General features: G+C 58.4%; 20 protein-coding genes and 2 pseudogenes. 2 read left to right on the forward strand and 20 right to left on the reverse strand.

From position 1 onward, the window contains the following. From KFB96_RS06385 to KFB96_RS06435, 12 genes and pseudogenes are all read right to left on the reverse strand, one after another. Positions 1–897 carry a hypothetical protein gene (locus KFB96_RS06385; protein ID WP_213465552.1) on the reverse strand — a complete coding sequence of 299 codons (897 nt, stop codon included), beginning with the start codon at positions 895–897 and terminating at the stop codon, positions 1–3. Then, positions 897–2132 carry a glycosyltransferase family 4 protein gene (locus KFB96_RS06390; protein ID WP_213465550.1) on the reverse strand — a complete coding sequence of 412 codons (1236 nt, stop codon included), beginning with the start codon at positions 2130–2132 and terminating at the stop codon, positions 897–899. The genes KFB96_RS06385 and KFB96_RS06390 overlap by 1 nt, the downstream gene beginning before the upstream one ends. Next, positions 2125–3276, reverse strand: a complete 1152-nt coding sequence (locus KFB96_RS06395) for a glycosyltransferase family 1 protein (RefSeq protein WP_300971786.1) — start codon at positions 3274–3276, stop codon at positions 2125–2127. The genes KFB96_RS06390 and KFB96_RS06395 overlap by 8 nt, the downstream gene beginning before the upstream one ends. An 8-nt stretch (positions 3277–3284) precedes the next feature. Then, on the reverse strand, positions 3285–4070 hold the full coding sequence (locus KFB96_RS06400; RefSeq protein ID WP_213465546.1) for a class I SAM-dependent methyltransferase: 786 nt from the start codon (positions 4068–4070) through the stop codon (positions 3285–3287). A 10-nt stretch (positions 4071–4080) separates the two neighbouring features. Then, entirely contained in the window at positions 4081–4773 is a 693-nt protein-coding gene (locus KFB96_RS06405; RefSeq protein ID WP_213465544.1) for a glycosyltransferase, read from the reverse strand. A gap of 392 nt (positions 4774–5165) precedes the next feature. Beyond that, complete coding sequence (locus KFB96_RS06410; RefSeq protein WP_213465543.1) at positions 5166–6425, reverse strand: glycosyltransferase family 4 protein; 1260 nt, start codon at positions 6423–6425, stop codon at positions 5166–5168. A 281-nt stretch (positions 6426–6706) separates the two neighbouring features. Beyond that, positions 6707–7825 (reverse strand): glycosyltransferase family A protein, encoded by a 1119-nt coding sequence (locus tag KFB96_RS06415; protein WP_213465541.1) that lies wholly within the window; start codon positions 7823–7825, stop codon positions 6707–6709. Next, complete coding sequence (locus KFB96_RS06420; protein ID WP_213465539.1) at positions 7822–9213, reverse strand: glycosyltransferase; 1392 nt, start codon at positions 9211–9213, stop codon at positions 7822–7824. The genes KFB96_RS06415 and KFB96_RS06420 overlap by 4 nt, the downstream gene beginning before the upstream one ends. A 492-nt stretch (positions 9214–9705) precedes the next feature. Beyond that, positions 9706–11063, reverse strand: a pseudogene (locus KFB96_RS06425) (IS4 family transposase). 26 nt (positions 11064–11089) lie between these two features. Next, positions 11090–11662, reverse strand: coding sequence for a Druantia anti-phage system protein DruA (locus tag KFB96_RS06430; protein WP_367115030.1), 573 nt, complete (start codon positions 11660–11662; stop codon positions 11090–11092). 152 nt (positions 11663–11814) lie between these two features. Further along, a complete protein-coding gene (locus KFB96_RS26425) occupies positions 11815–13020 on the reverse strand; it encodes a glycosyltransferase family A protein (protein ID WP_300971344.1) in 1206 nt (401 codons plus the stop codon). 44 nt (positions 13021–13064) lie between these two features. Next, positions 13065–14126: a glycosyltransferase family 2 protein gene (locus tag KFB96_RS06435; protein ID WP_300971788.1), complete on the reverse strand. Its 1062-nt coding sequence runs from the start codon at positions 14124–14126 to the stop codon at positions 13065–13067. Positions 14127–14656: 530 nt separating this feature from the next. On the opposite strand from KFB96_RS06435, the gene KFB96_RS06440 reads away from it, so the two are divergent. Next, the gene (locus KFB96_RS06440) at positions 14657–15883 is read left to right on the forward strand and encodes an IS630 family transposase (RefSeq protein ID WP_300971345.1); all 1227 of its coding nucleotides are present in this window, start codon (positions 14657–14659) and stop codon (positions 15881–15883) included. A 118-nt stretch (positions 15884–16001) separates the two neighbouring features. Continuing rightward, a pseudogene (locus KFB96_RS26430) lies at positions 16002–16187 on the forward strand (DUF6444 domain-containing protein); the annotation flags it as partial. Positions 16188–16816: 629 nt separating this feature from the next. Here the strand turns inward: KFB96_RS26430 and KFB96_RS26435 are convergent. From KFB96_RS26435 to KFB96_RS06480, 8 genes are all read right to left on the reverse strand, one after another. Further along, complete coding sequence (locus KFB96_RS26435; RefSeq protein ID WP_300971346.1) at positions 16817–16942, reverse strand: hypothetical protein; 126 nt, start codon at positions 16940–16942, stop codon at positions 16817–16819. Beyond that, positions 16939–17226 (reverse strand): nucleotidyltransferase domain-containing protein, encoded by a 288-nt coding sequence (locus KFB96_RS06450; protein ID WP_213465530.1) that lies wholly within the window; start codon positions 17224–17226, stop codon positions 16939–16941. The genes KFB96_RS26435 and KFB96_RS06450 overlap by 4 nt, the downstream gene beginning before the upstream one ends. A 305-nt stretch (positions 17227–17531) precedes the next feature. Then, positions 17532–18656, reverse strand: a complete 1125-nt coding sequence (locus KFB96_RS06455) for a glycosyltransferase family 1 protein (RefSeq protein WP_213465528.1) — start codon at positions 18654–18656, stop codon at positions 17532–17534. Positions 18657–19100: 444 nt separating this feature from the next. Beyond that, positions 19101–20096, reverse strand: a complete 996-nt coding sequence (locus KFB96_RS06460) for a GDP-mannose 4,6-dehydratase (RefSeq protein WP_300971347.1) — start codon at positions 20094–20096, stop codon at positions 19101–19103. Positions 20097–20210: 114 nt separating this feature from the next. Continuing rightward, positions 20211–21479, reverse strand: coding sequence for a glycosyltransferase family 1 protein (locus tag KFB96_RS06465; RefSeq protein ID WP_213465524.1), 1269 nt, complete (start codon positions 21477–21479; stop codon positions 20211–20213). Between the two features lie 407 nt (positions 21480–21886). Then, positions 21887–22654 (reverse strand): 6-hydroxymethylpterin diphosphokinase MptE-like protein, encoded by a 768-nt coding sequence (locus tag KFB96_RS06470; protein ID WP_213465522.1) that lies wholly within the window; start codon positions 22652–22654, stop codon positions 21887–21889. Between the two features lie 36 nt (positions 22655–22690). Beyond that, complete coding sequence (locus tag KFB96_RS06475; RefSeq protein ID WP_213465520.1) at positions 22691–23827, reverse strand: SIS domain-containing protein; 1137 nt, start codon at positions 23825–23827, stop codon at positions 22691–22693. Further along, positions 23824–24834, reverse strand: coding sequence for a Gfo/Idh/MocA family oxidoreductase (locus KFB96_RS06480; protein ID WP_213465519.1), 1011 nt, complete (start codon positions 24832–24834; stop codon positions 23824–23826). The genes KFB96_RS06475 and KFB96_RS06480 overlap by 4 nt, the downstream gene beginning before the upstream one ends. Positions 24835–24852 lie beyond the last annotated feature (18 nt).

A 24852-nucleotide genomic window follows, 5' to 3' on the forward strand; every position in this document is an offset into this window, starting at 1 on the left:
TCAGCTTCCGATGCCCCGCAGAGTGTTGAGAGCAGCGATCCATGCCTGCTGCACACTTGACCGTTGATAAGCTGTCACGCTTTCCGCTCCATCGAGAATCATCCTGCTATAATCATCAGAGTTATTACAGAGCCACTCAAGTCGCGAGCGGACCTCGCAAGGAGTGCTAGCCACTAGATAATTCAAATCCCCCTGTCCGATCTGGCGATACGCAGAGTCGTTTCCACCGATGAAAACAGCATCGGCAAGCCAGGCGTTGATTAACTTCGTGGGCGGTTTTGTGTCGTATGTCGCGGATCCTAAATCACGCAAACCGACGACGATATCGACATCATGATAGTCGTTCCAGCAATCCGGTCCTCTGGTCACCAGTCGCAATCCGAGATTGTCGCAGATCCGCTCAAGTGTGTGCCTAACCTTGAACCATCCCGAAGGACGGTGAAAGAGGCGCGTGTAGTGGTTGATGTCCCGTCCAAAATACCCGATCGTCTCGACCCGCGATCCCCGCGAAGGATCGCGCGGAATCATGCCCGGCTGAGGCCAATGGGGTATCCAGATCGCAGACTTCCCTGCCTGAGTCTTGTTCTGGACCACGTGAGCCGCGCACCAGGGGTTGGACGGATAGTCCGCGCGCACGCCAACGACGAAACAGCCCCGCGGCCGCGATCGTCTGGACAACGAAACGACGTGGGCGACTTTTAAGGCCTCTCGCGAGAAGTCCGAGACTAGGCTCACCGGATAGCCAGCGTCGCGCAACAACAGATAGGTCTGCACGATCCAAGCCGACACACCATCGACAAAACACTGCCAATTCCGGTCCACATCCAGCCCGCGAAACTGCTCGATGTCGGCAGCGGATGCTCCAGGTAACACGAAGACCACATCCGCTGTCGACATCAGGTCTCCAGGACTTCCTTAATGAGTCGATCGGCATATACCGCCGGATCCACCTCGGCGAGAGCAGAGCGCGCCGTCTCACCCAAACGTGACCCCAACCCTTGATCCTCCATAAGACGTGTCAGTGCCACCGCCAGCGCCTCGCCATCTCGAATCGGCACCAGAAGACCCTCGACCCCGTCCCGAATCATTGAACCGGCATGTGGGGTGGTGATCACCGCCAGCCCCGCCGCCATTGCCTCATAGACCACGTTGGCCGAGCCCTCAGAGAGTGTCGGCAGCACGAACACATCGGCCCAGGCGTAGTGCGCCGCGACCTGGTCACGCGCCACCGGGCCGACGATCTCGCACCACCGGCCAAGCTCGCGCATCGCCCAATCCGACAGCCGCGAAGGCCCGACCAGCCGCACTTTCAGCCGTAGGTCCGCAAGCTGACGCAGGGCCTCGAGCAGATAGGGCAGACCCTTGCGCAACTGCAGGGTGCCGACGAAGAGCACGCGCAGTTCGTTGTCTGTGCGCCGTGTCCGACGGTCGACGCCCGCTGCTGGTAGGCGATACCCGGCATAGGGTACCACGGCACAGCGGTCAACCGGACCGCCCAGCTCGCCCAGGGCGTCGCGCGCGAAAGCCGAGCCGCAGATGATCCGGTCCGCCAACGCCCACTCCGCCTCTTCACGCTCGGCCAGGCGTCCCGAGCGGTCGATCTCCGCTGGCTGATCCTCCCAGCCCGGCCAGCGCCGCCGCTCCTCCTCGAGCAGCTCGCGATTCCAGCGCCAGGGCGCGGCGGTCTGGTCAAGCACTGTTCGCAAACCCTGTGCGCGCGCCGCCTGGAAGATCTCCAGCGCCGCGCCGTTATAGGCATAGACTGCATCGGCGCGGCCGAAACCGGACCGAATGACCGCCCGGCAAAAGGCCGCATTGCGCCGTGCCCATCGGTCAGTGTCGGATTCCCCCCCCCGGCGGTCCCAGACGTTCGAGAGCGCGAAGAGCGGCAGACCGCTGATCCGCGAGCGCGGTACCTCCGGGAGGCGACGCTCCAACAGCCGACGCAGCCCGCGGGGCCGCCCGGACGCCGACCACAGCCGATCGAGCCACCGCCACGGGGGGATCTCGGCACAGGCATCGGTGATCAGGGATTCCAAGGCGCCTTGAGTTGCCAGGGCACGCGGTACCGCATAGTGGCGTCGCGCGCCGATCTGGGCGACCTGGATTCGCATGGGCGGAGGATCAGCCATCGGCGACTGATCGATGTCCATCAGAGCCAGTCGCACGACCGGGAGTGTATTCTTCCATTGCCGCACACAAACGATCCACGCATCCAGACCATCGGTAGCCGGCCGCCCTGTCGCGGCCACGCGCGATCAAGTCTGTTCGGTCCGCGGAGTCAACACAGAGATCGTAGATCAGGTCGGCGATCTCCTTTGCCTTGTTCGGATCAACCAAGAGACCAGCATCTCCCACAACCTCGGGCAGCGACGCGCGCCGCGCTGCGACGACAGGAACCCCCGCAGCCATAGCTTCCAAGGCCGGGATGCCGAAACCTTCGTATTCAGAGAGCATCAGCGCCACCTCAGCCCCGCGCACCAAGCGTTGCATGTCGGCGTCTGGAAAGCCCCGCTTCAGCGAGACCAGGTTCGGGGTTGCGCTGAGCCGCCCTTGAAACTCGGGCGCGACAGGTCCGGTCACCAAGAGGCGCAGATCCGGGGCGACCTGCCCCAGCGCATCGGCGACCGCCAGCAATGCGTGCCCCCCCTTTTTATGCGTCACGCCGCCGACGGACAGCACGTAGCGCTGCTTCGGATAGGGCGTCACCCGCGCAGAATCCGCGGTGGCGATCTCGAAAAAGCCCTCGTCCACGCCGTTGCCGACCACGCGGATCTTCTCCGCCGGCACCGCCAGCAGGTCAACGAGCCGCGACTTGGTGAACTCCGACACAGCCAAGACAAGATCCGCCTCGTTGACCGCGCGCTCCAGCAGCCAACGCCAGCGCCAAAGCTGGCGACGATGCAGATGGCGGTACTCCGGTTCCAGCCGGTAGACATCGTGAACCGTCACGGCAGAACGTGCGTGCCGGACTGGGACGTAGAGCTCTTTTGGGCAGTAGAGCCAATCGGCGCCGTCCAGCCAGCGATCGATGGACGGTACATGGACAGTGCGCCACAGTAGTTCGAGTAAACGCCTTGGTAACGGCAGCTGAATGCTTGGCAACGCATCCATTTCCGACTGTTCAGTCCTGCGCGCTTCTTCCACCCAAAGGTCGGACGACATGACAAAGGACACTCGCCAACCCGGCCGCGCTGCTAGCCCCATAGACATGCGTAGTACATGCTTCCCTACGCCGGTGGCGTAGGAACCGACTCGCCCTATTGCAGACCACATACCAACCTTCACATGGGCGTCCTCAGTGCCTCTTTATCCTCTGTCCAGTGCGCAACTTCTCTATTCTTACTCTTCTCGATAAAACAAAGATTATGATAAAAATGCATTGCGGAAATATTCTTATCGAATAAAGTCGGGGCATAGCCTTCGATCAAGAAATCCAAGTGATTGAGCCCGTCAATTCTTTCTTTTAAGAAGTCGACCATAGAGTATCCAGGGTCCTTGGGCGATAGTTTCCCACCGTAGGAGGGCCAGTATGCCGTCTGCATATCCTCAATAATGTAGATCCCGCCTTCTGAAAGCAAAGGGAATAAGACCTCGAACGATTTGATGACATGAGTGTTAATGTGGCTTCCGTCATCTATCACAATGTCCAACGATCCCATATTTTCAACGACTTCCCGCAGAAAGCTCTCGTCTTCTTGGCTGCCTTGATGGATGGTGATCCGGTGTTCCTCGAGCGATTTCTTATCGTAGATATCGATCCCATGGACCTGAGCATTCGGGAAATAGTATTTCCACATTCGAAGAGATGCGCCCCCCTTAGTTGGGTGGTTATACCCGCCAATGCCAATCTCAAGCAGATTTAGATGCGCGTGTCTTCGTGACTGGAAATGCTTTTGGTAATGGTTGGCGTAACTATGTAAACCCTCCTTATCACAGCGCCAAATGGCTGCGAGCGCGTGAAGATTTCCCGCGTAGACTCGCGAAAGAATCGGCGAGAAGTGTCGACGCGCTAGTGCTACCGCCCGCTCGCTCAATACACCTTTCAACAACTTCTTGGGAAAATGCATCACACTCGCCTCAGTTCGACACCCTGCCATGGTTCATGAAAAGAATTCGATGGACCGTTTGTTTGAGCGCATCAAGGTACTGTTCAAAGGTCTGCATCGAAGCTTCATGCCAAAGGGTCTCAGCAAGCCGAACACCGCGATCAGGATTCCTCAGAAGACAGTCGATCCCTCTCCTCATCGCGCCTGTATCACCCGGATTCACCAACACGGCTGTCTTTCCATCTTTGAGATATCCTTCAAGCCCCAGAACCTTAGTTGCAACGATTGGGACTCCCGCCCTCACGGCGTTCATGACGCGAATTTGCCCGGAAGAGATGTGCGCTTCATGAAGGCTTATCACATAAACATTCGCACGCGCTAATAGTTGCTGATGCTCCTCCAGGGACACATTGCTCAAAACGCGTGCGCCTACGCGTTGCGCCATGACTTCAACCACTGGCCGAGCCTCTTCGGCACATATGATCGTTAGATCCCAATCCGCCCCTTCAGCAGCCTTCAGCAATGTGACCCAATCACAAAACATGCGTCCGGATGAAACCACAGATTTTATTGCCGCCCGACGAAACGCAGGCGTAGGATCCTCGGCCCTTTTCAAAGGCCAGGGGAGACAAAAAAAACGTTCTTGTGCGACACCAAAACGCTCTGAATAAAGCAACCGCTCACCTTCCGTCAGAACATGCGCGGCTAAGAGTACTCGTTTCAACGCGATCCTCCAAACCCTATGCCTTAGTCGGTCAATAAGGCCGCGCCATCCGTGCCCGCGTACAGGGGCAGGCATGAACTCGAACAGGATAACCCTGCGTCTTCCCAACAAGGCATCTAAAGCGACCAGCGCGAGCGTCCCTCGAGACCGCTGGGTGGTCACGACATAATCAAAACGAGCCCCAATGAACCAAAACAATAAACCTCTTGCCACCCCAGGGTGTCGAGTCACGCGCTGTAGCCATCTTGGGCGTAACGCGTTGATTTCGTCGTCTAACCGCCTGCAAAGACCCTGCACTGATTGTGCGTACCAACTATCGCCCAATATGCGATCGGCCGGTGCGGGACCGAGCACATCGATACGACCATTCACGCCTGTTGCTGCGCGTGATCTCATGGAAGCCCTGTCTTGCTACTTGCCGTTCCTGAGCAGCCGTGCCCCCAGATTGACCGGTACTGCGCGAAAACCTCACCTGCAAAACGCTCCGTAGAAAAAGAACACTCGGCCCTCTCCCTGCCCGCGCGCCCCATAGTCGCCCGTAGCTCAGAGTCCGCTAAGAGTTGCGTCAGGCCATTCGCTAGAGCCTCTGCGTCACGTGGCGGCACGAGTTGACCATCAATTCCGTCGCGCACTGCCTCGGGCGCACCCGCAACCCGAGTCGCCAAGACGGGCACCCCGCAGGCCATGGCCTCCAATATTCCCAAAGGCAAACCCTCGGTTGAGACTGAAGGGAGGACGAATACATCTATCCCAGCGTAAAACGCTTTCATATCCTCTAGATGCCCCAGCCAGTGGACCCGATCCGACACCCCACGGGCCAAACACCGTTCTTCCAGGGCGGCACGCGATTCTCCTTTTCCAGCGATCCGGCAGGTCAGGGAAACCCCCTGGCGATGCATCAATGCCAAGGCGTCAATGAGGTACTCGATCCCCTTCATCGGCGCCAGCCGCGCCGCCACCCCGATGATGTGGACCTGCCGCGCCACGGCGGTGGACACTGGCGGCGCGAAGGATGCGATATCCACTCCGTTATGGATCGTGACGAATCGTTGATCTCGGATGTTGAAGTGCGCAGCCCAGTGCGCACGAACAGCATCGGAGACCGCAATGACTGTCCCCGCCGATCCAAGGGCTCCCCGTGTGAGGGCCCTACGCACCCGATGCTTGACCCTCGCCGAACCAATCCAATCTGGCGTGACGTGCAGATGGACGATGCGAATGATCGGCAAACCGAAGCTAGCAAGCCAACCGATGATGTCCGCATCCCAGCCATGGGTGTGCAATATCGCCGATCCCTGACGCCTCAGTTCCCTGCGCAGACGCCAGGCTGTCCCCAGCAGGCTCGAAAGGCGATTATATTGACCGTCATAATCGACAACCGCAGGTGCGAAGCGATCGAATTCCCTGGTCTGGTACCCGAGTAGGATAACACGCGCGTCTAGCCCGGCGCGTCGCGCAGCATTGGCTAAATCGATGACAACCCGCTGGCCTCCGCCATACATCAATCCCGAGACCAAAAGCAACACTTTGCATGGCTGGATGCTGCTGTCAGGCATCGCCCGACAGCGGTCGACGGTCGCGGACACTTCATTCGGGGGTGAGCGATCAGGTGGCGATTGGTAGGCTATCGATGCGGACACGTCTTCTAGCATTGCAGTCCGACTCCTTACTGGCACAAAGGGCACAATTTATCTCGCCCAACCTCCTGGCATGGCGTTGGATTTCGAACTCTCGCTGTGCCATGGTCAGTCAGTCCGTGCTCAGCAATCCAGTTTCGCTCATACACTCGCTTGCAAAAAGACCAGAGCAGAGCTTCCGCTTCATCCAACTTTGCGTGAAACGGGATCACTATACTGGCGCCCACGAAAAAGCCGCGCTCGAAGCAATCACAATTCCGTAAGCTGATATCGTTAGAAACATAGAGAATGCCAAGTTACAAACAAAAACGATCCTCGATCATGTTACTTCGACCCCGCCACCGCCCCCTCAACCCAGTCCAACGATAGTAGACCCAAGGCAACGACAACAAGAGACGTGCAGCCCAGCGACGACCGAAAATTCGTCGCACCATCAGTGTTCCCCGCGCGACCGAAACCACTAAACCACGTTTGCCGATGGTCATCGCTAGCTGGTAGCGTGCCTCGTCGTCACCGTCCCAGCCTTTCGTTACAAACTGAGCGGCGCTGATCAGAAGCTGCCACGCGGCTGTTACCTGAAATTCACGATCCGCGGCAAGTGCCGGCGGCGCATGGGCGAGCATGCTCTCGATCTGACCGAAGCGTCCGCGAACGAACTGGGTTATCCGACTGTGGCTTGTCAAGCGTTCTCCGCCGTGCGCACGGTAGTAGGAAAACGCGTTTGGAACATAAACTCCATTGAAGCCGATGACCACCGCTCGGGAATAAAACTCCCAATCATCAGCGGGAGGCAGAACCTTGTTCCATGCCCCAACCCTCGTGACCATCACTCGGCGCATCAATGGACTCATCGTCTGCAACGTTGGCACCACAAGATGCTTAAGAATCATGCGCCGCTGGCTCATCTCCGACTGGCAATACACAACATGCGATGGCTGCTCCAACTTCGCCACCGGGCCATAGGCAAAATCCAGATGCGGTCCCGCCTGCAGTGCTGCCACCTGTAGCCCGACCTTCTCCGGATGAAGCGTGTCATCTGAGTCCAGATACTGAATGAACTCTCCGGAGGATTTCAGTGTTCCAAGATTGCGGGCAACCGGCGCACCAGCATTGTCCTGTTTGAAGATTCGCGTCAGAAAACACTCATCGCCCTCGTGTCCCTGAACCCAAGCACGGACGACCGCAACCGTCTCATCAAGAGAACCATCATCGATAACGATCAGTTCGATTGGCCGATAAGACTGAGCAAAGACCGAGTCGAGCGTCTCCGTGATCAGACCGGCACGGTTGTAGGTGGGTACGATGACAGACACCAAATTCTGCAAACCATCGCCAAGGGCCCAAAGCTCTCCGATTCCATCGTCGAGCGCGTTGCCTTCGATTCCCAACCTAAGCGCAACTTGCTCCGCACTCACAATCCTTGTCCTTTTATAGCTGCACTCTCTAACAAGCCCGCAAGACGTCCTGTAAGAGAGCGCCGATCGAACTCGCCAACTGCGTCCGGCACTGGGTGATCTCGGTTCATTCTGCCTTGGCTTTCTTGCCAATCATTGAACTCATGCTCCAGATGAAAGGCGATCCCGTTAACATCCTCAGGTGGACAAACATATCCAGCACGCCTAACTCTGATTATCTCTGCGGCGTCATTGTCTTCCATTGGCGCGAGAATCGGCACTCCAGTGCGCAGATAATTGAAAAGCTTCCCGGGAACTGCAGCGCATTCCGCTTTGCCACCAACTTTCATCGACAACTGTAAAAGCAGAAGCAGATCCGCCGCTTTACAGATCTCATTCGCATCAGCCTGAGTCATTGCATCATGCACTTGGAGCATTTCCGGAAATTCAAACGAGTTTAATTGTGCAAGCAGTAGAGAATCGAACGCACCGACAAAGTGACATCGAATCCGCTGTCTAAGTGTTGGATGACGATCGACCAAGAGGGAGAGTCCCCGCAGAAAGAAATAAGGCGAGCGATGATTCTGGTTGCAGTCTACCGGCCTATAATCCAAACCCAGCAAGCACTTGATCATCGCACGGCTTGTGGCTCGCGACTGAGGTACGAATGGCGATAGCAGTCCAGTGTAGACGATATTGAAGTGGTTATGCTCGAGCGCCGCAGTGCGACTTGGCTGCTCAAACTCTTTTGGATCGTATCCATTTGGAATGACGTGAATGTTCGACGCTTTGATTCCAACCCGATGTGTAAGTTGACGCTTCGCCTGCTCTGTATTGGAAATCACCCAAGCAGCATTCTTCAACACCCAGCGCTCATAGGCGCGCTCAAGTAGAAAATCTAGATAGCTTCTATACTTTGAAGTGTAAAAATAGGTCCATGGGTCGCGAAGATCACAGATGTATGGTAGTCCGGTTTTTATAGAAAGATAACGAGCGAGAACAATCGTATCTACAGGTGGCGAAGAGGCGTAAATCACCGACGGAGAGAAACTCCGAACGCATCGTAGTGCATACTCTCCTACGCTCGCCGCAAATATCGAGCGCTGTATCTGCACTACGAGAGTATTTACAAGAGGAAAACGTAAGCCCTGCGCCAAGACTTCCCGCACCCCTGTATGCTCCGGCCTTTCATTACGCCAGTTGCATCGGATAACCTTCGGAGTGATGGCCGCATCAACTGAGTGGTCGGCTCTCCCGGCATCGTAGATTGGAAACGAAACGACTTCGTTGGCGGTAAAAACGATAGGTTCTATTCCGAACTCCGGCAGGTATCGAACAAACGCTTCACTTCTAAATGTTCCACTATGACGCATTGGTGGAAAACCATGCGAAATGAAAAACACTTTCACAGGCACCGCCTTGTGTAAAATTAATGATCAGGATCCGAGACCATATCAGGTTTTGACCTGCAAGAGAATCGGGCACCTTTTCCTCAGGCTCAGATTTCCGAAAATTGTCGCCGTGTAGTCTCGGCGAATTCCAGACTCCGGTTCTGTTTATCTCGTGTGGTGTTGCCGATATGGAGCGAGGCATAAACTAGGTAAGCTCCACCCTGCTGGTTCCTGGGAACCATAGATCAAACAGTACACGCATTCGGCGAGCAACATATGGTTTAGGCGAAGAGCGTCGTCCATAAGGGGGCTCGTCTCGGTAGGCTGCCGTCCTCAACTGACGCAGGGCAGCATCACCGCAGATCGGACACTGAGTTACGATGATCGGCATGGGATTATTTTGAGATTCAGAGAACCGTTTGGATAAAAAGAAAGGCGTTTACGAGCCCGCGAGCAACCGAAACCTGCATCCGCAAGAGGCACATCAGGACCCAGGCTTGATCCACATCGTTACCCACAACTCTCCCCGTCGGCAATGCGCTGGGCCTCCAAAGCGAGCACGAAATCGGCAGCCCGCTGCAGTCCGATCCAGATCGTCTGGGGTCCGGGGAAACCGTCACGCTTGCGGTTGAGGAAGCCGCCGAGGCCGGCGACCATGCGGACCATCCGATCGAGCGACGGCGGGGTCTCGGGTGGCGGCTTGCGTTGGGTCACCAGGTAGACCGCCTGCCATTCGGCCTGATCGAAGACGACATCGCAAGGCATCTCGGGACAGTCGCGTCCGAGCATGGTGAGCAACAGCACGCGCCAGGCGATGATCATGTAGAACGCCAGTGCCGGCTCGAGACGTTCGCGCTTCTCCAGCTGCAGTTCTTCGATACGACAGCCGCTTTTGAGGATTCTGAAAAAAATCTCAATTTGCCATCGGCACAGGTACCAACTGATTTTCTCCAGCGCTTGCTCGGGCGTGGTCACGGGCAGGTTGGTCAGCAGCAACCATTCGACGGGGTCCTCACCGGGTGGCGGTTGGAGCTCGGTGGCGAGGATAGCGGTGATCTCGATCTCGGCCAGCTTGCGATCGCGCCGATACGGGGCCGGCAGCTTCAGACGCACGGCCTTGATCTGCTGGTGGACGGTGCGGGCGGTGCGTCCGTTGCCGCCGGGTTGATCGAAGCAGGTTTCGGTGAGCACCGGGGCCTGGTCTAAACGCTGGCGTAAGGTCTCGGGATTGCCCTCGGCGTCCTTGCCGAGGACGCGGTCGTGCTGGCCGCGTACCAGCCAGTCGGCACCGGTGTCCGGGCACGGGGCCTCGACGAACAGCTCGTAGATGTCGGCCTCGCGATCGGCGAGATAGGTCAGGCGCGTCTCGGGCAGTTGCTCGGCCAGTTCGTTCACCCGCGCGAAGCCGTCGATCCAGCGCAGGCTTTCCTTCTCTTCGATCGGGCGAGCGGCGTCCTTGGGCTGGGCGAGGCTGCCGGGCTCACGCACCCAAGTGTGGGCATGGAGCAGGCCCAGCGCCAACCGATCGGGGGTGACCGCCAGGGTGGGATGCAGGTACAGCCCCCGGCGGGCTTTCATAGTTGAGCGGCCCCGGGCCCTGGATATCGTTCTTGCCGGTGTAGTCGAGCTCCGAGGTGTCTTCGATACACAGCACCCGTGGGTGCTCGCGTATCCGCTCGACGGTGCAGGCAGTAGTGCGGAGCGAGCACCGCCTCGGCGCTGACCGCGGCATGATCAAACAGCCGGTAGGCCGCACGGGTATCGCCCCAACCGCCACACGCGCTCGGGATACTCAGCGTCGGTTTCTCCCCCAAGCGTTGCAGCACCCGCCGCGCGCGACGATTCAGCCGCACGTCACCCAGATCGATGTCCGCCAACTCCGCCACCAGCGCGCTCATGCCGCCACCCCCAAGGCGCGGCGGAAGTCCGCGCGCAGCGGGTAGACGAAGACGCCCTTGCGCGGCAACGTCGCGCGATGGGTGACATCGCACTTGCCCCGCCCTTGCGTCTCGCCCAGGTACTGCCAATTGGCCGCCGCGTAACAGGTTCCGCGGTAGCGCGCCAACTCCACAAAGGTCTCCAGCAGCACCGGCCGCTCGCCGTAGCGCTCGGCAAAATCGGTGCCCACCCGCCGTGCCGCGAGCCCCAACACCTTGGAGGCCAAGTGCTGCACGCGAATCCACGGCAGCAGCAGAAAGCGGGCATTGTTCACCACCGCGCCCGGGCGCGCTTCGCGCTGCAACCGGTCCCAGCCGATCCAGGCATCGCGCACGCCGACCTTCCAGGCCGCCGCCCCGAAGCCCAGGGCGCCGAGCAGACCTTGATCCGATTCGATCAGGTAGCGCATCTGCGCCCCCGGCAGCGGACTGTAGCCGAGGTAGTGGTAGCGATCGACGAGACCGTTCCATAACCGCGAAGCCGCCTTCTCGCACACCACGCTCAGGCGCACACCCGAGAGCGCATCCACCCGCCCGTCCAAAGCGATTGCTGGCGGCCACAGCACCGCCGCGTGCGTCAGTGCGCGCCCATTGCCATTGCCCCAGCGCGGTGCCGGCAGCTCGATCAGGCCCGCCCGGTGCAGCCTGCAACAGCCCCACCCAGGCGCTCATCAGCTTCGGCTCACCCAGCGCGTTCGTCCACTCCAGGGCCCGGCACACCCGCCGGGCAATCTCGGCACGGTTCGCCGGCTCGGCACGGCCGATCTCCTCTCGGATCACCTCCAGATCGGCTGCGCTCAACGCCCGCCCACACAGTTTCTCCGGCCTCTGCTCGCTCACTGTACCTTGCCCCCTGCGGTTGACGAGGGGACAATTTCACCAGCTCAGCGGTTCTGTGTCCAGCCCCCGCCCCGCAGCGGATCATGGGGAGCGGAGATGTGGGTAACGATGTGGGCTTGATCATACCTCGCCCGTGTCCATACACTGCACGCACCCACTCGGCAAAGCCGAAGCCGGCAAAGTTGAATGCGAGCCGATACAGCAGGTGGGGCCGCCGCACCGCCAGACGCTCCCGCCCTAGAGCCCGGTGCAGCATCCGTTGCGCCTCTACAGGGTCTTGCCGGGAGTAAAGCCTTGCGAGAGAGATCATTTTCATCTGATAGACATCCCGGCGGGCTTGCTCCCATTGTCCGGTGCGGCGCAGGTACTCATGAATTTCGATGCGGATTTCCGTCCAACAGCGCCATGCCTTTGGTGAACACACTGGGTGAGTGCTGGAGTTGGAGATCGAGTCCGGCTGAGCATACACCTGTGTCATTGGTAGCGGATCCACACATGGACGCGCACCGGCCGCTAAAAGACGAAACATCAGCTCTGCCTCTTGGCTGGCAGGCCAGCGCAGATTCCAGCCTCCCGCCGCCATCAATGCCGAGCGCACCCAGAGATTCGAGCAAGTATTACCAAGCGCACCTCCGCCTTCGATGAGAGCTGTCCAAGCATCGCCGCTCGACGGCCGCACCACCCTCACCATGCCGCGAGTGTCTACGCGCTTGAATGCCCCGGCCACGAAACCGGCCGCCTCACCCCCGGAGGCCAGCAAAGCGACCTGATGCGCCAGCTTACCCGGCAGAAGTTCATCATCGGCATCGAGAAATTGCAGGTATGCTCCACGACTCAGCGCCAGTCCGCGATTGCGCGCCGCACAGGCTCCCCGATTAGGCCCACTTTCCCAGAGAATCGCCTCGCCGAACTCACGGATCACGGCCAAGCTGTCATCGGTGGAGCCATCATCAATGACAATGACCTCCACTGGTACGCCGGTCTGCGCCAACGCCGAGCGAATCGCACGCCCCACCCAGCGTGCGACGTTAAAGTTGGGGATGATCACCGAGACCAGTTCGGGCGACCTCGCGGCCTTACCACCGCCCGCAGTCACAGTCGAGCCGTCGACGCGCGCAGGCGGCGGAACAGTGAGATAAGGCGTGAATTGACCCCCTCCACCGGCAATGTCACAAACCGACGTTCCAAAAGCAATGCCGGCTTGCGTAGCCCATGACTTGCCCAAGTCAGACTCGCCCGCAACAGACCGGACGAACTAAACAGTTCCCAAAACAGCGAGCGCATCAATAACAAGTCCACATCCATCACCGCCCGCCATTGCTCGCGCTTCACCAGACCACAGGCGACCCCGTGCGCAACAATGATCCGGCGCGAGTCTTCGACGAAGCCGCGCCCTTGATGCCCGGTCTTGCTCAAACCGTGCAACCTAAACCGCGACAACACTTGATCAATCGTCACAGCCTGTGCACCATGCAGCGCCGCGCGCAAAAAATACTCCCGGTCGAATGAATAGTGGAAAGTTTCATCAAAGCCACCCAGCGCACGGTATAGCTCCGCACGCCAGAACGAAGATTGCTGCGCGAATCCAAGCGACAACACAGGCAAAAACCCGCGCGCAGTCCCATGCCAACGCCCCTGCCGTAGGCGCTGAGTACCCTTCACCTCATCAAAAACCTCGCAGGCCCCGATCACTATCGCCGCCCCCGGTGCGGCCTGAAATGCACGCGCCACGGCAAACAGCGCACCTGGCTCTAACGTATCATCGCTGTTCAAGAAGCAAAAGATTTCTCCCGTGGCCCGCGCAAACCCTTTATTGATCGCATGCGTCTGTCCGTGGTCAGGCTCAGACACCCAGCCCGTCAGCCAGGGCGCATAGCGACGAATGATCTCGATACTGCTATCAGTACTGCCGCCGTCGATGACAAAATACTCAAGCGCCGGGTACCCTTGCAACAAGACCGAACGAAGTGTCTCCTCCAGAAACCCAGCCTGATTGTAAGAAGGCGTCACCACCGATATCCGTGGCCACGGCGTGCCCGCCACATCCACCGCTGGCGTCCCCACTGTCCAAGGCCACCCGGTCCGACCACTTGGCGGAATTGGCAGCGTCTCAATGCCAGGCCATGAACTGTGGCTTGAACGCTCATCAGTCATCGTTCCTCCCGAGGCAATTAGGCCTCTCGTTCCTGTCTCGTCCAGCGTGTTGCCGAACTCCCATAAAGAATGCCGCACACACAGCGCCGCGTTGCGCCACGCACACCCGGAAAGCAGCGCCTGCTCGTCGCGCAATCGGTACGCCTGGCGCGGGCAATCGCGGGTCGTGCATGGCGGCGCCGGCTACCGGAACTGCGCCCGCGAGTGATAGCGCTGAAGCCTCACCGCGCGACAAAACGCGCTGATGCAGCCCGGCATAGCGGCTGTTGATAGCCGCCTCACTAATGCGCGCCTGAGCAATGATGCGGGCCGCCGCAGCCGATCAAGACGCACGGTGATTAGCATCACCGATCGCCCGAGCGATTCCTTGCGCGAGATCCCGTGTATCGAAGGCGACGACAAGTCGGCGTAATCGGTGCGAGCGAGCGGCAATTGATAACTGTTCAGGTGCTCCTGCTAAACAAACCCCTAGTGCTGCAGAGTGGAAATCCTGATACCGTTTGCGAAGTGTACACGGTAACATAACGGCCATGTTCATCCTTACTGGTGTCGACGCGTTCGCCATGGCCCGCTGTACTGCTGCCCCCATTGACCTGACCAACAAGCCCCGCCGCCGTCTCGAGGCCATCGTGCGCCAGCACAGCGCGCCGCAGAGCCTCGTGATGCGGGCGCGGATCATTCTGCTCGGCGCTGACGGCGCGGGTGTGCGCGAAACCGCCGAGCGGTTGAGCCTCGGGCGTGCCACCGTGCAGCGTTGGCGTGCCCGCTGGACGGCCACCGCGGGCCAGCCGTTCCGCGAGCGACTGGCCGACGCACCGCGTCCGGGAACGCCGGCGACGTTCACGCCCGAGCAGATCTGCGCGATCATCGCGCTGGCCTGCGAGAACCCGAGCGATGCCGGCCTGCCCATCACGCACTGGACCCACGCCGCCCTCGCCGAGGAGGCGATCGCGCGCGGCATCGTCACGGAGATCTCCTCCCACTCGATCGGTCGCTTTCTGCGCGAGGTCGATCTGAAGCCGCATCGCACCCGCGGCTGGATCAACAGCCCGCGCGATGCGCAGTTCGAGGAGAAATGCCGCGATGTCTGCGAGACCGACCGCTTGGCGCCCGAGCGTGCAGCCGCGGGGATCCAGACGCGCAGCATCGACGAAATGACCGGGGTGCAGGCCCTCGAGCGGGCGGCCCCGACCCTGCCGATGCGCCCGGGGCGGGCGGAGCGACGCGAGTTCGAATATATCCGTCACGGCACCTTGACCCTCATCGCATCCTTCGATGTCGCCACCGGCCAGGTCACCTATCGCCTCGGACCGACCCGCACCGAGGTGGATTTCGCCGAGTGGCTCCTCGAGCTGCTCGCCAGCCGCGACGCCGCCACGCACTGGCACCTGATCATGGACAACCTCAACATCCACGTCTCCGAAGCGGTAGTGCGCCTCGTCGCCGAGGCCATCGGCTTCACCGGCGATCTCGGCGTCAAGGGCAAATGCGGCATCCTCAAGTCGGTGGCGACGCGCGAGAAATTCCTACGCGACCCGAGCCATCGCATCGTGATCCATTTCACCCCGAAACATGCCTCGTGGCTCAACCAGATCGAGATGTGGTTTTCGATCCTCGCGCGCAAGGTCATTCGTCGCGGCAGCTTCACCTCGGTTGAGGATCTGCAAAAGAAGATGTCCGCGTTCATCGATGTCTTCAACGCCACCTTGGCCAAGCCGTTTCGCTGGACCTATCAGGGCAAACCCCTTGCCGCTTGAGCAACGAGAATGGTCTCGGGATTTCCACAGCGCAGCACTAGGGATGTAAGTTTGCAACATTCCTAAGCCGCCATCGACAACCGATCGCCTCGACAGCAAAGATGCCGAGATGGCGTAGTTGCGGGCGCAGAACGCCGAGCAGGCAAAACAGATCGCCGAGCTGCTCCGTTGCATCCGCGAGCTGGAAGCGCGCTTGGCCAAGGATAGCCACAACGCCAGCAAGCCCCCATCCTCGGATCCTCCGTTCAAGAAACCGCCGCCGCGCACGCGGCGCGAGCGCGGCGGCAAGAAGCCCGGTGGACAGAAGGCCCGTAGGGTCCGCTGTGCGGACCATGGACGGCCGCCAACGGTCAGACCGGATTGCCGGCAATGGGCGGGGCGGACCGGCATGGATATCGAGGACAGCGGCGTGATCGGACGCATTCACCCTCGTTTCACCCTCGTTCCCAAGCCCCGAGACTGTGCAATTATTCTGCGTAGGCTGGGGTGAGGGACGAACCCCGGCCTACGGCGAATTCTTTCACAATCTCGGAGCTTGGGAACCCGTACAACCCGTAGGGTCCGCTGTGCGGACCATGGACGGCCGCCAACGGTCAGACCGGATTGTCGGCAATGGGCGGGGCGGACCGGCATGGATATCAAGGACAGCGGCTTGATCGGACGCCTTCACCCTCGCTTCACCCCTGGTTACACAGGTCGATGCGACATTCGCCGTTTCCGGATTGACCCGTCTTGAAGTCCTCGCCCAACCGCTACGTAAACACGATCATGCACTTAGGCGATTTCTGCAAACTTCCATACCCGTAGGTTGTGCTGACGATAGGAAGCACAACTTGCGCCTACGCTTGGTTGTGCCTCGCACGCTCGGCACAACCTACGCCCTTGGCATGAAGGTTTCCGGAATTCGCCTTACGGCAAGACAACAAACATATCTCAAGCGGTACGCGGTTGGCTCAACGAGGTGACCACTGCCGCCATTTCCGCCACCATGTCGAACGCGATTCGGAGCGTCACCACCAACTCAGCCGGACTGAGCTGATACTCATGGGTCATTCTCATACCGGTACTCCCGTTGCTTGCGCGTGGCTTTGGATCGAGGATTGCGACCGATTGCCGACCACGACATCGATTTTTTGATCGCCGAGCCCCTGTCTCAATTCCATGCAAAAGCGCATCCGCCGCGGCACGGATGCCTCGGCCGACCAGTCCCCGGGGATATACAAATCGATGTCGCCTCCGCGTCCCGCGTCGTTCAAACGCGAGCCGAAGAGCCAAGGCACGGCCCCGAAGTGACGCAGCCCGGCCTCTCGAATCACCTCTCGTTGTCGTTCCGTCAACCGCATATCACATATCCCGCCGTCACCACGGCAGACATCGTTCAGATACGGGAAGCAGCGCTTCTCGGACCAGGTTCCCAAGCGGAGAGATCGGGCAAGTATTCGCCCAACCACTCATCGGCGTTCGAATGTAGGCTGGGGTGAGCTTGCGAACCCCAGCATTTCATTGCCTTACGGAGCGGGGGATGCTGGGGTTCGTCCCTCACCCCAGCCTACGCAGAATAATTGCACAGTCTCTCCGCTTGGGAACGCGGCCCCCCAAAGCGCTGCTTGGTGAACCCCGGCGTCTAGCCCATGCCACTCGCCAACTCTCAGTTCGCCAAGCGTCTGTAAATCTGCCCGAGCTGCTCCGCGGCCTTATCCCAGGAAAAACACCCGGCTCTCACGAACCCCAGTTGTACCAGTCGATCTCGGACCTCTGAACGACACACCTCCAAGAGGCCATTAGCGAGGCACTCTGGATCATGGGTGTCAAAAAAAAGCGCAGCATCTCCACAGATCTCCCGGAACACCGGAATGTCCGACGCGACGACCGGTGCGCCGCAGCGCATCGCCTCGACCAGCGGGATCCCGAAGCCTTCCTGCAGCGAAGGAAACACAAAGGCATCCGCAGCGTTGTACGCCTTGCACAGCAACTCGTCATCCGGGTGCACGAGTCGACAAATACGGTCCTCGACCCCGGCGCTGATCGCCACATCGAACCAGTGCGCCTCAAGATGCTGCAGAGAGTGTCCCGCGATCACCAGCCAATGATCGGTCTTGTCCCGCAACCGCCCGAAGGCACGAAGCACGACACCCAGATTCTTATAGGAGGTCGTCGATCCCACGAAGAGAAAAAAAGGCTTCCCACAAGTGTAGCGCTTCCTGAATGCAGCCTTCGACTCCACTTCAATCGATCGAAACACGGGACTCGCGTCGAGATGAATCACGTGTGTTCTGTTGTGATCGAGACCGAATTTTTCGATCGCCCGTTCGGCTGTCGCGTGCGAGATACAGACAATTTCGTCCGCCTGACGCGTGACCTCCGCCTGTCTCGAAACGAAACCCGGTCCATTCGGCATCAAGAAAGGGTACTGCTGATCGATGAGGTCATAGACCATGGTTAAGGTCTTTAGATTGCGTATCGGTGATTTCGTGTAGTAGGTCGACTGAAAGATATCGGGTTGCCAGTTGATGAGCCCATTGTCGAAACGACGTCTTCGGATCTGATTGACACTCGCAAAAACTCGCGATGGTCTGTAATGCCTGAAACGCCACCCTCTGAGTCGCGGATGCGGCGGCAACCCGAGGTCAACAGCGCTGCTATAAACCACCCGAATATCGAAATCCGGATTCCGATCGGCGACACGCGGCAGTAGCTCGCGGTAGACCCTGGCGATCCCGCCGTGCGGGTAGCCGTCGAAGATCAAACCGTCAATGAGAATCTTTAAAGGCATCCAGAACCTACATGCTCGTTAATATGGAGCGGAGCAATGATCGATACCGATATATCGCCCGACATGATAGCTCCGCCGGGCTTTGCTCGTCACTCCGGCCATCAATGCACGTGGCGCAGAGCGCCACGGGGCATACCTGACACCGCAGAACGGGGGTCACGAGCAACTGTCGGTTTGGGTAGCCGGTCTTGCGAGCGAGGCCGCTCCGCCGCCACCTCTGATATCGAGCGACTGATACCTCCCACGGCCTGAAACATAAACACTTGGTGACCAAAGACTTACTTCATCTGATTGCTCGCTGCCTTCAATTCCCGTTTCTCGCCCACGCTATTGTAGGTCCAACACTTGTTTTCCTCACACTCGAAGTGCGAGTCTTTCGACCCCAATCCTCAATCGGCTCCGAAAAAAGACTCATAGGCCAAAGCCGACTGTGCTTTCCGAACTTCAAAGCCATGCGACATCTCCTTTCATTTCCGCATCGACCATCTTTCGAACTACATCCGTCATTAGAGTCTCAGCGGTCCATTTCAAAACTGATCTCGCTTTGCTTGCATCGCCGAGGTTCTCTAAAATCTCCGCCGGACGATAGAGGCTCCGGTCCTCGGAAACATACTCTCGCCAGTCCAATCCGACATACGCAAACGCCTCAGCAACGAATTCTTCTAAACTGTTGCTCTTGCCGGTGGCGATCACATAGTCGTCGGGTGATGGTTGTTGGAGCATCCGCCACATCGCGTCGACGTATTCGGGCGCCCATCCCCAGTCACGCTTGACGGCAAGGTTACCGAGCGTGAGACGCTCCCTAGATCCGTTTGCGATCCGGGAAGCCGCGCGTACCACCTTCCTTGTCACGAAACGTTCGGGGCGTAAAGGGGACTCGTGATTGAAGAGGATCCCCGAGCACACATACAGCCCATAGGCGTCTCTGTAGTTTACGGCTTCCCAAAAAGCAGCCGACTTCGCTACGGCATAGGGGCTCCGAGGATAGAACGGCATCTCCTCATTTGCAGGCTTCCCGCCGGTATCGCCGAAGCACTCACCTGAACCGGCATTGTAGAAACGGCAGTCAGCGCCTAGAAACCGGATTGCCTCAAGCAGATTCAACGTGCCGATCGCATGACTCTGAAGTGTTTCCACCGGCTCGTCAAACGAGAGCCCCACTGAGCTTTGCCCGGCGAAATTGTAGATCTCGTCGGGCTCGAACCGATCCAAGACCTGCAAAACGCTTCGGAAATCCGTCAGTGTCATCGACGCCATCTCGACACTGTCGCGTATGTTCAACCGCTCGAGACTCCGGAAACCGGACATCTGAGCATCGCGTGACGTTCCGACGACGCGATAGCCAGCCGCGAGTAGAAGCCTAGCCAACAGGGACCCATCCTGTCCGGAGATCCCACATACAAGAGCAGTTTTCAAACGATTGCCTCCGGTCTCTGACACTGGCGATTTTACGTGAGAAGCACAAACGTCACGAGTTCATCCTCGAACACGTGCTACATGTAGGCGTCCGAAACGCAAACAAAAAGTCTGCTCTCCGGGACTGTAGTGACTCGCCTATTCCCGCATCGCGCGAGCATATACGTCCATCGTCAGATCCGCAGTTCGATCCCAACTAAATTTCTTTGCTTGCCGGAGCGACCGATCGGACAATTCCTGCCTCCGATCATCCGAAGATAGAAGCTCAACCATTGCCTGGCAGATCCCCTCCTCATCATTCGGTGCGAGCATGATTCCGGCATCGCCGACCACCTCCGGGAGTGAGGAGGTGTTCGAGGTAATCACCGGCACACCACACTGCATTGCCTCCAACGGCGGTAGTCCGAAACCCTCGTAGAATGACGGATACAGAAACACGCTCGCTCCGCTGTAAAGCGGGGAAAGAAGCTCGTCCGAAACAAAACCGGTGACGATGATCCGCTCACGAAGGCGCGGCGAGTTATCGATTTCTTGCAGGACATCTTGGAAATCCCAACCCTGAGTTCCGACAAGAACCAGAGATACATCAGTCTGCCCAAGCTCTTCGATCACCTTTGCGAAACATCGAATCGTTGTCGCGATATTCTTGCGTGGCTCCAAAGTCGATAGACTCAGAACATATCGCCCCTCCGGAATCTTGAGATCCTTCTTGATCAACTCAATCCGGTCAGCGTCGGTACACTGCGAAAAGTGAGCGGCCGCCGCGAGTGGCGTCACCACAACGTGCGCGGGGTCGATATCGTGATAGCTGCAGAGATCCACCTTCGTGGATTCCGAAATGACCGTCACCCAGGTATCCGGCTCGATCGAGGCCATCTGCTTCTTCACGATATCAATCGCACCGGCTCGACAAAACTCTGGAAACTTGATCGGGATCAGATCATAAACCGTAATGACCTTCTTGACGTGCTTCAGGTTGACGATGGGCTCCGGTACCGGATAGAACGTACTATGATAAACACCAACGTCATCCCACGCGGGGAGATTAAGGGCGTCAACAGCCCGTAACTCCCTTTTGATCCGATTCCCAATCCTTGTTCTAAACGATGCCCCGAGCGACGTAGACGAAGCGGGAATCCGCTCGGACAAGTATCGATCGAGGATTTCCCTGACCAGGCGGTTGACCGAGGGCTCAATGAGCTCGACGGTCTGCAAGACAGAGTTCTCTCGGAGATAATCCTTGCAGCGAAAGTAGCTCGTCAGGTCCGATCCGGCGGACAACCGGTCGATGGCGCGACGGCGAACCAGCGCTTCACCGAGGCTTTCGATGACCCGAAAAATGCCCGTTCTTGCGGTTTTGTGGTACTGCCCCATACCGAGAACGGAAATGTCATAAACCAATGTCATTGAGTACACTCTGAAAAGAGCCTGCGGCAAATCCTCAGGCATCGCTCGTAAGACCGGCTACCCAAAACATCAGTCGCTCGTGACATCCGCTCCGCGGTGTCACGCATGCCCCGTGGCGCTCTGCGCCACGTGCCACGATGGCCGGAGTTACGAGCAAGGCCAATCCTCAGGTAAGTCTAAAATATTATTATTTTGTGGTATGGATCCGTTACTTAATTCTAGTTTCACGGTACCGTTTTCCAAACTTAGAATAACCCATTAATGGGCCTTGATCATCGTTTGGTCCAGACTGCCGGTGATCCTTGCGTCCTCAGGGCTTCCAGCCCTGATTCCATCAGGCCAGGATGGCCTGACGACGCATTCGGTGGCCGCTGTGGGCGAAGGGATGATCGAGGCCCATTAATGCCTCAGAAGATTGAATCAAAATCGACTCTTTCAATGAATGGGAGTTGTGATAGTCTGCTTGCATTTAAGATAGACCCATCTTGCTGTTCCAAGAATCTCGCGCACTCTTTAAATCCCTGTTCAATCGCATCTGTCGCTGGCGGACACCATGGTTTATTGCTTCTGTAGTTTGGGATAAAATGATTTTCCCCGCCGATAGCTGAGTCCAATATCGATGTTTTGCTTTTGTTTTGCTGGAAGGAAAACTTATGATCAACCCCGTAAAGAATAAATTTATTGATCCCCATGTAGTATGCGATTTGCATCGCGACTATCAAAGTTGCGCCAGATGGGTTTATGCCTTTTGTGGGTGAATTGAACCAAGGGGCATTGCCATTTAATTTTAGATGGATCGAGGTGTCTTTTGTTGGCTTTCGATAGGCGGGAGAGCATAGAAATACCTTTCCCCAAGACTTTTCTTCTATCTCTGCTCCAAAATCTCGGATCATTTGAGGGTCTGCCGAGATCGTATAAGTTGGCCGAAACGTAGTATCGTCATAACATAAGTGAAATCTGTTACATGCAAAAGTAACATAATTAGACAATCGATTTAGATCCTCAAACTTTACGCTAGGCCCATTCCCAATCAATATCGCCGTTTCACCTTTGTGAATTCCCTTTAACCTCCTTATCTTGATATTATTATTCATGCTATTTAGCTTTTGCAGCAATAGCACGGGATTTAACGATATATTGATTACTTTTTTTAATGCTGTCGAATAGATGGCCATATTTTTCTTCTTGGTAATGCAATACCGGCTATGACACTAGAAGATAGGCTTCCCCACCAACATATCCGCCACACAAAACGTCCAGGCCGAATGCAGCCCTTCCGCAATACTGTAGTGGTGGCTGTCGGCCCAGAAGTTGACGTTGCCGAGCTTGCGCAGTGGGTTGCGGGGGTCGAAGGCGGTGAAGGTGATGATCGGCAGGTCTTTATGTTTGGCCAAGTTGGCGGCGTTGAGCACGTTGGCGGAACGGCCGCTGGAGCTGATCAGGACGACGGCGTCCTGGGGCTCGGCGTAGGCTTCCACCGCTTGGGCCATCCAATGCTCCAGGCCGTAGTCGTTGGCGAAGCAGGTGAGCAGGTTGTGGTCGTTGAAGGCGATGGAGCGCACTCGGCTCTGTTTGGTGAAGTCGGTGGCGGCATGGCTGGCGATGGAGGCACTGCCGCCGTTGCCGGCAAAGATGAGCTTTCCGGAGCGCAGGGCGACTTCGCGGCAGATGTCGCGAAAGGCGAGCAATGCGCCTTGGTGCTCTGGGGCCGTCAATGCTTGGGCGATGGTGGCGAGGCCACGCTCGATGAAGTCGTCGTCCCCGTCGTCGTTTTCCAGCAGGTTGACCACCAACAGGATCCAGATCAGGTGTGTGGATTCGACGACATTGTAGGCGTTGCAGTCGAGCCACAACCCGGGCTGTCCGAGGGCGCGCAGCGGATTGTTCTCCGAGAAGCCGGAAAAGGTAACGCAGCGCAGATCGCGCGCTTGGGCATAGCGGGCGGCGTTGACGATGTTGGGCGATGAGCCACTGGAGCTGATCAGCACCACGACGTCGCCGGGGTCGGCGTAGACCTCCAGTGCGCGCTCGACCCAGTGCTCGTAGCCGTAGTCGTTGCCGAAGGCGGTGATCAGGTTGTGGTCGTTGAAGGTGATGGCGCGCACCTTCCCATGCTGGGTGTAGTCGGTCGCGGCATGGCTCGAGATGGAGGCGCTGGCGCCGTTGCCGGCGAAGATCAGCTTGTTGCCTCGGGCCTTGACCTCCAAGCACAGATCGCGGAACGCCAGCAGCTCGCGCTTGATGTCGGTCTCGAGCAGGAGCCGGCGGTAGAGCGCGAAGTAGTTTTCCAGGAAGGTCTGGTCTTTCGCGTTGACCTTGACGGGATTCAGAACGAGATCACCGCTCATGGCACCGGCCTCTCCTGCTTGTCCACCGCATAGATCCGGTCGATGAGCTGCATCACCGTCAGCGCATCTTGACTGTTGCCGTAGAGGACCGGGGTGTCCCGCTCGATGCAGTCGAAGAAGTGATCGATCTCGGACTGCCAGGAGGTGTCGGTCCGATAGGTGATCTGCTCCTCCTCTTCGAACCGGCCGTCCTGCAGGTGGCTGGGGTTGCGTTTGACGGCAAGCATTTCGTCCCCGTAAGCACCGGAGGACGTCTTGAGGCCGTTCAAGATGAGTGCACCGCCCTCCAGGAAGACCTCCAACGAGAACAGGTAGCGCCACTGGGTCATGGTGGAGTGCAGCGAGGCGCAGGCGCCCGTGCGGCTGTTGCGGAAGATGGCGAAGACATTGTCCTCGATCCCCTCGATCTTCCAGAAGAGGTTGGAGACGAAGGCATGCACCTCGTCGAAGCCGCCGCCGAGTTGCAGCATCAGGTCCGCCATGTGGATGCCCTGGTCCAGCAAGATGCCGGCGCCGGCCAGCTCCGGATTGGCCCTCCAGCCGTCGAAATAGGATGGATCCACCTCTTTGCCGTAGCGCCCGCGCAACCAGAGCACCTTGCCCAGCTCGCCGTCGTCGACGATCTGCTTCATGCGCATGATGCTGCGATGATGGCGGTGGTTGAAGCCATACATGAGCTTGCGGCCGCCGGCAGCACGCTCGGCCTCGATCACGGCCTCCACCTGCGCTGCATTGAAACCCGGCGGCTTCTCGGAGAAGACATGCTTGCCGGCGCACAGCGCATCGATGCAGTGCTTGGGGATCAGGTGATTGGGCGTGCAGACAAAGACGGCGTCGATGTCGGGCGACTGCAGGATGGCATCGGCCGTCTCGGCCACTGGATAGGATGGAGCAGCGGGCAGGCTGACATCGTAGATCGCACTCACCCGCCCGATCCCGGAAGCCTCGATCGCCTTGGCCCTGATCATCCCCATCTTGCCGAAGCCGATGATTCCGCAATTGATCATGCGCTGTGCTCCTTTGGT

It is taken from the genome of Thiocapsa sp. (genome assembly GCF_018399035.1).
Classification (GTDB): Bacteria; Pseudomonadota; Gammaproteobacteria; order Chromatiales; family Chromatiaceae; genus Thiocapsa.

What these genes read in the sequence shown, in the direction of transcription:
- KFB96_RS06385 (WP_213465552.1), bottom strand. Translation starts at nt 897, where the DNA reads ATGTCGACAGCGGATGTGGTCTTCGTGTTACCTGGAGCATCCGCTGCC.
- KFB96_RS06390 (WP_213465550.1), bottom strand. Translation starts at nt 2,132, where the DNA reads ATGGCTGATCCTCCGCCCATGCGAATCCAGGTCGCCCAGATCGGCGCG.
- KFB96_RS06395 (WP_300971786.1), bottom strand. Translation starts at nt 3,276, where the DNA reads ATGTGGTCTGCAATAGGGCGAGTCGGTTCCTACGCCACCGGCGTAGGG.
- KFB96_RS06400 (WP_213465546.1), bottom strand. Translation starts at nt 4,070, where the DNA reads ATGCATTTTCCCAAGAAGTTGTTGAAAGGTGTATTGAGCGAGCGGGCG.
- KFB96_RS06410 (WP_213465543.1), bottom strand. Translation starts at nt 6,425, where the DNA reads ATGCTAGAAGACGTGTCCGCATCGATAGCCTACCAATCGCCACCTGAT.
- KFB96_RS06435 (WP_300971788.1), bottom strand. Translation starts at nt 14,126, where the DNA reads ATGACTGATGAGCGTTCAAGCCACAGTTCATGGCCTGGCATTGAGACG.
- KFB96_RS06440 (WP_300971345.1), top strand. Translation starts at nt 14,657, where the DNA reads ATGTTCATCCTTACTGGTGTCGACGCGTTCGCCATGGCCCGCTGTACT.
- KFB96_RS26435 (WP_300971346.1), bottom strand. Translation starts at nt 16,942, where the DNA reads ATGAGAATGACCCATGAGTATCAGCTCAGTCCGGCTGAGTTGGTGGTG.
- KFB96_RS06450 (WP_213465530.1), bottom strand. Translation starts at nt 17,226, where the DNA reads ATGCGGTTGACGGAACGACAACGAGAGGTGATTCGAGAGGCCGGGCTG.
- KFB96_RS06455 (WP_213465528.1), bottom strand. Translation starts at nt 18,656, where the DNA reads ATGCCTTTAAAGATTCTCATTGACGGTTTGATCTTCGACGGCTACCCG.
- KFB96_RS06465 (WP_213465524.1), bottom strand. Translation starts at nt 21,479, where the DNA reads ATGACATTGGTTTATGACATTTCCGTTCTCGGTATGGGGCAGTACCAC.
- KFB96_RS06470 (WP_213465522.1), bottom strand. Translation starts at nt 22,654, where the DNA reads ATGGCCATCTATTCGACAGCATTAAAAAAAGTAATCAATATATCGTTA.
- KFB96_RS06475 (WP_213465520.1), bottom strand. Translation starts at nt 23,827, where the DNA reads ATGAGCGGTGATCTCGTTCTGAATCCCGTCAAGGTCAACGCGAAAGAC.
- KFB96_RS06480 (WP_213465519.1), bottom strand. Translation starts at nt 24,834, where the DNA reads ATGATCAATTGCGGAATCATCGGCTTCGGCAAGATGGGGATGATCAGG.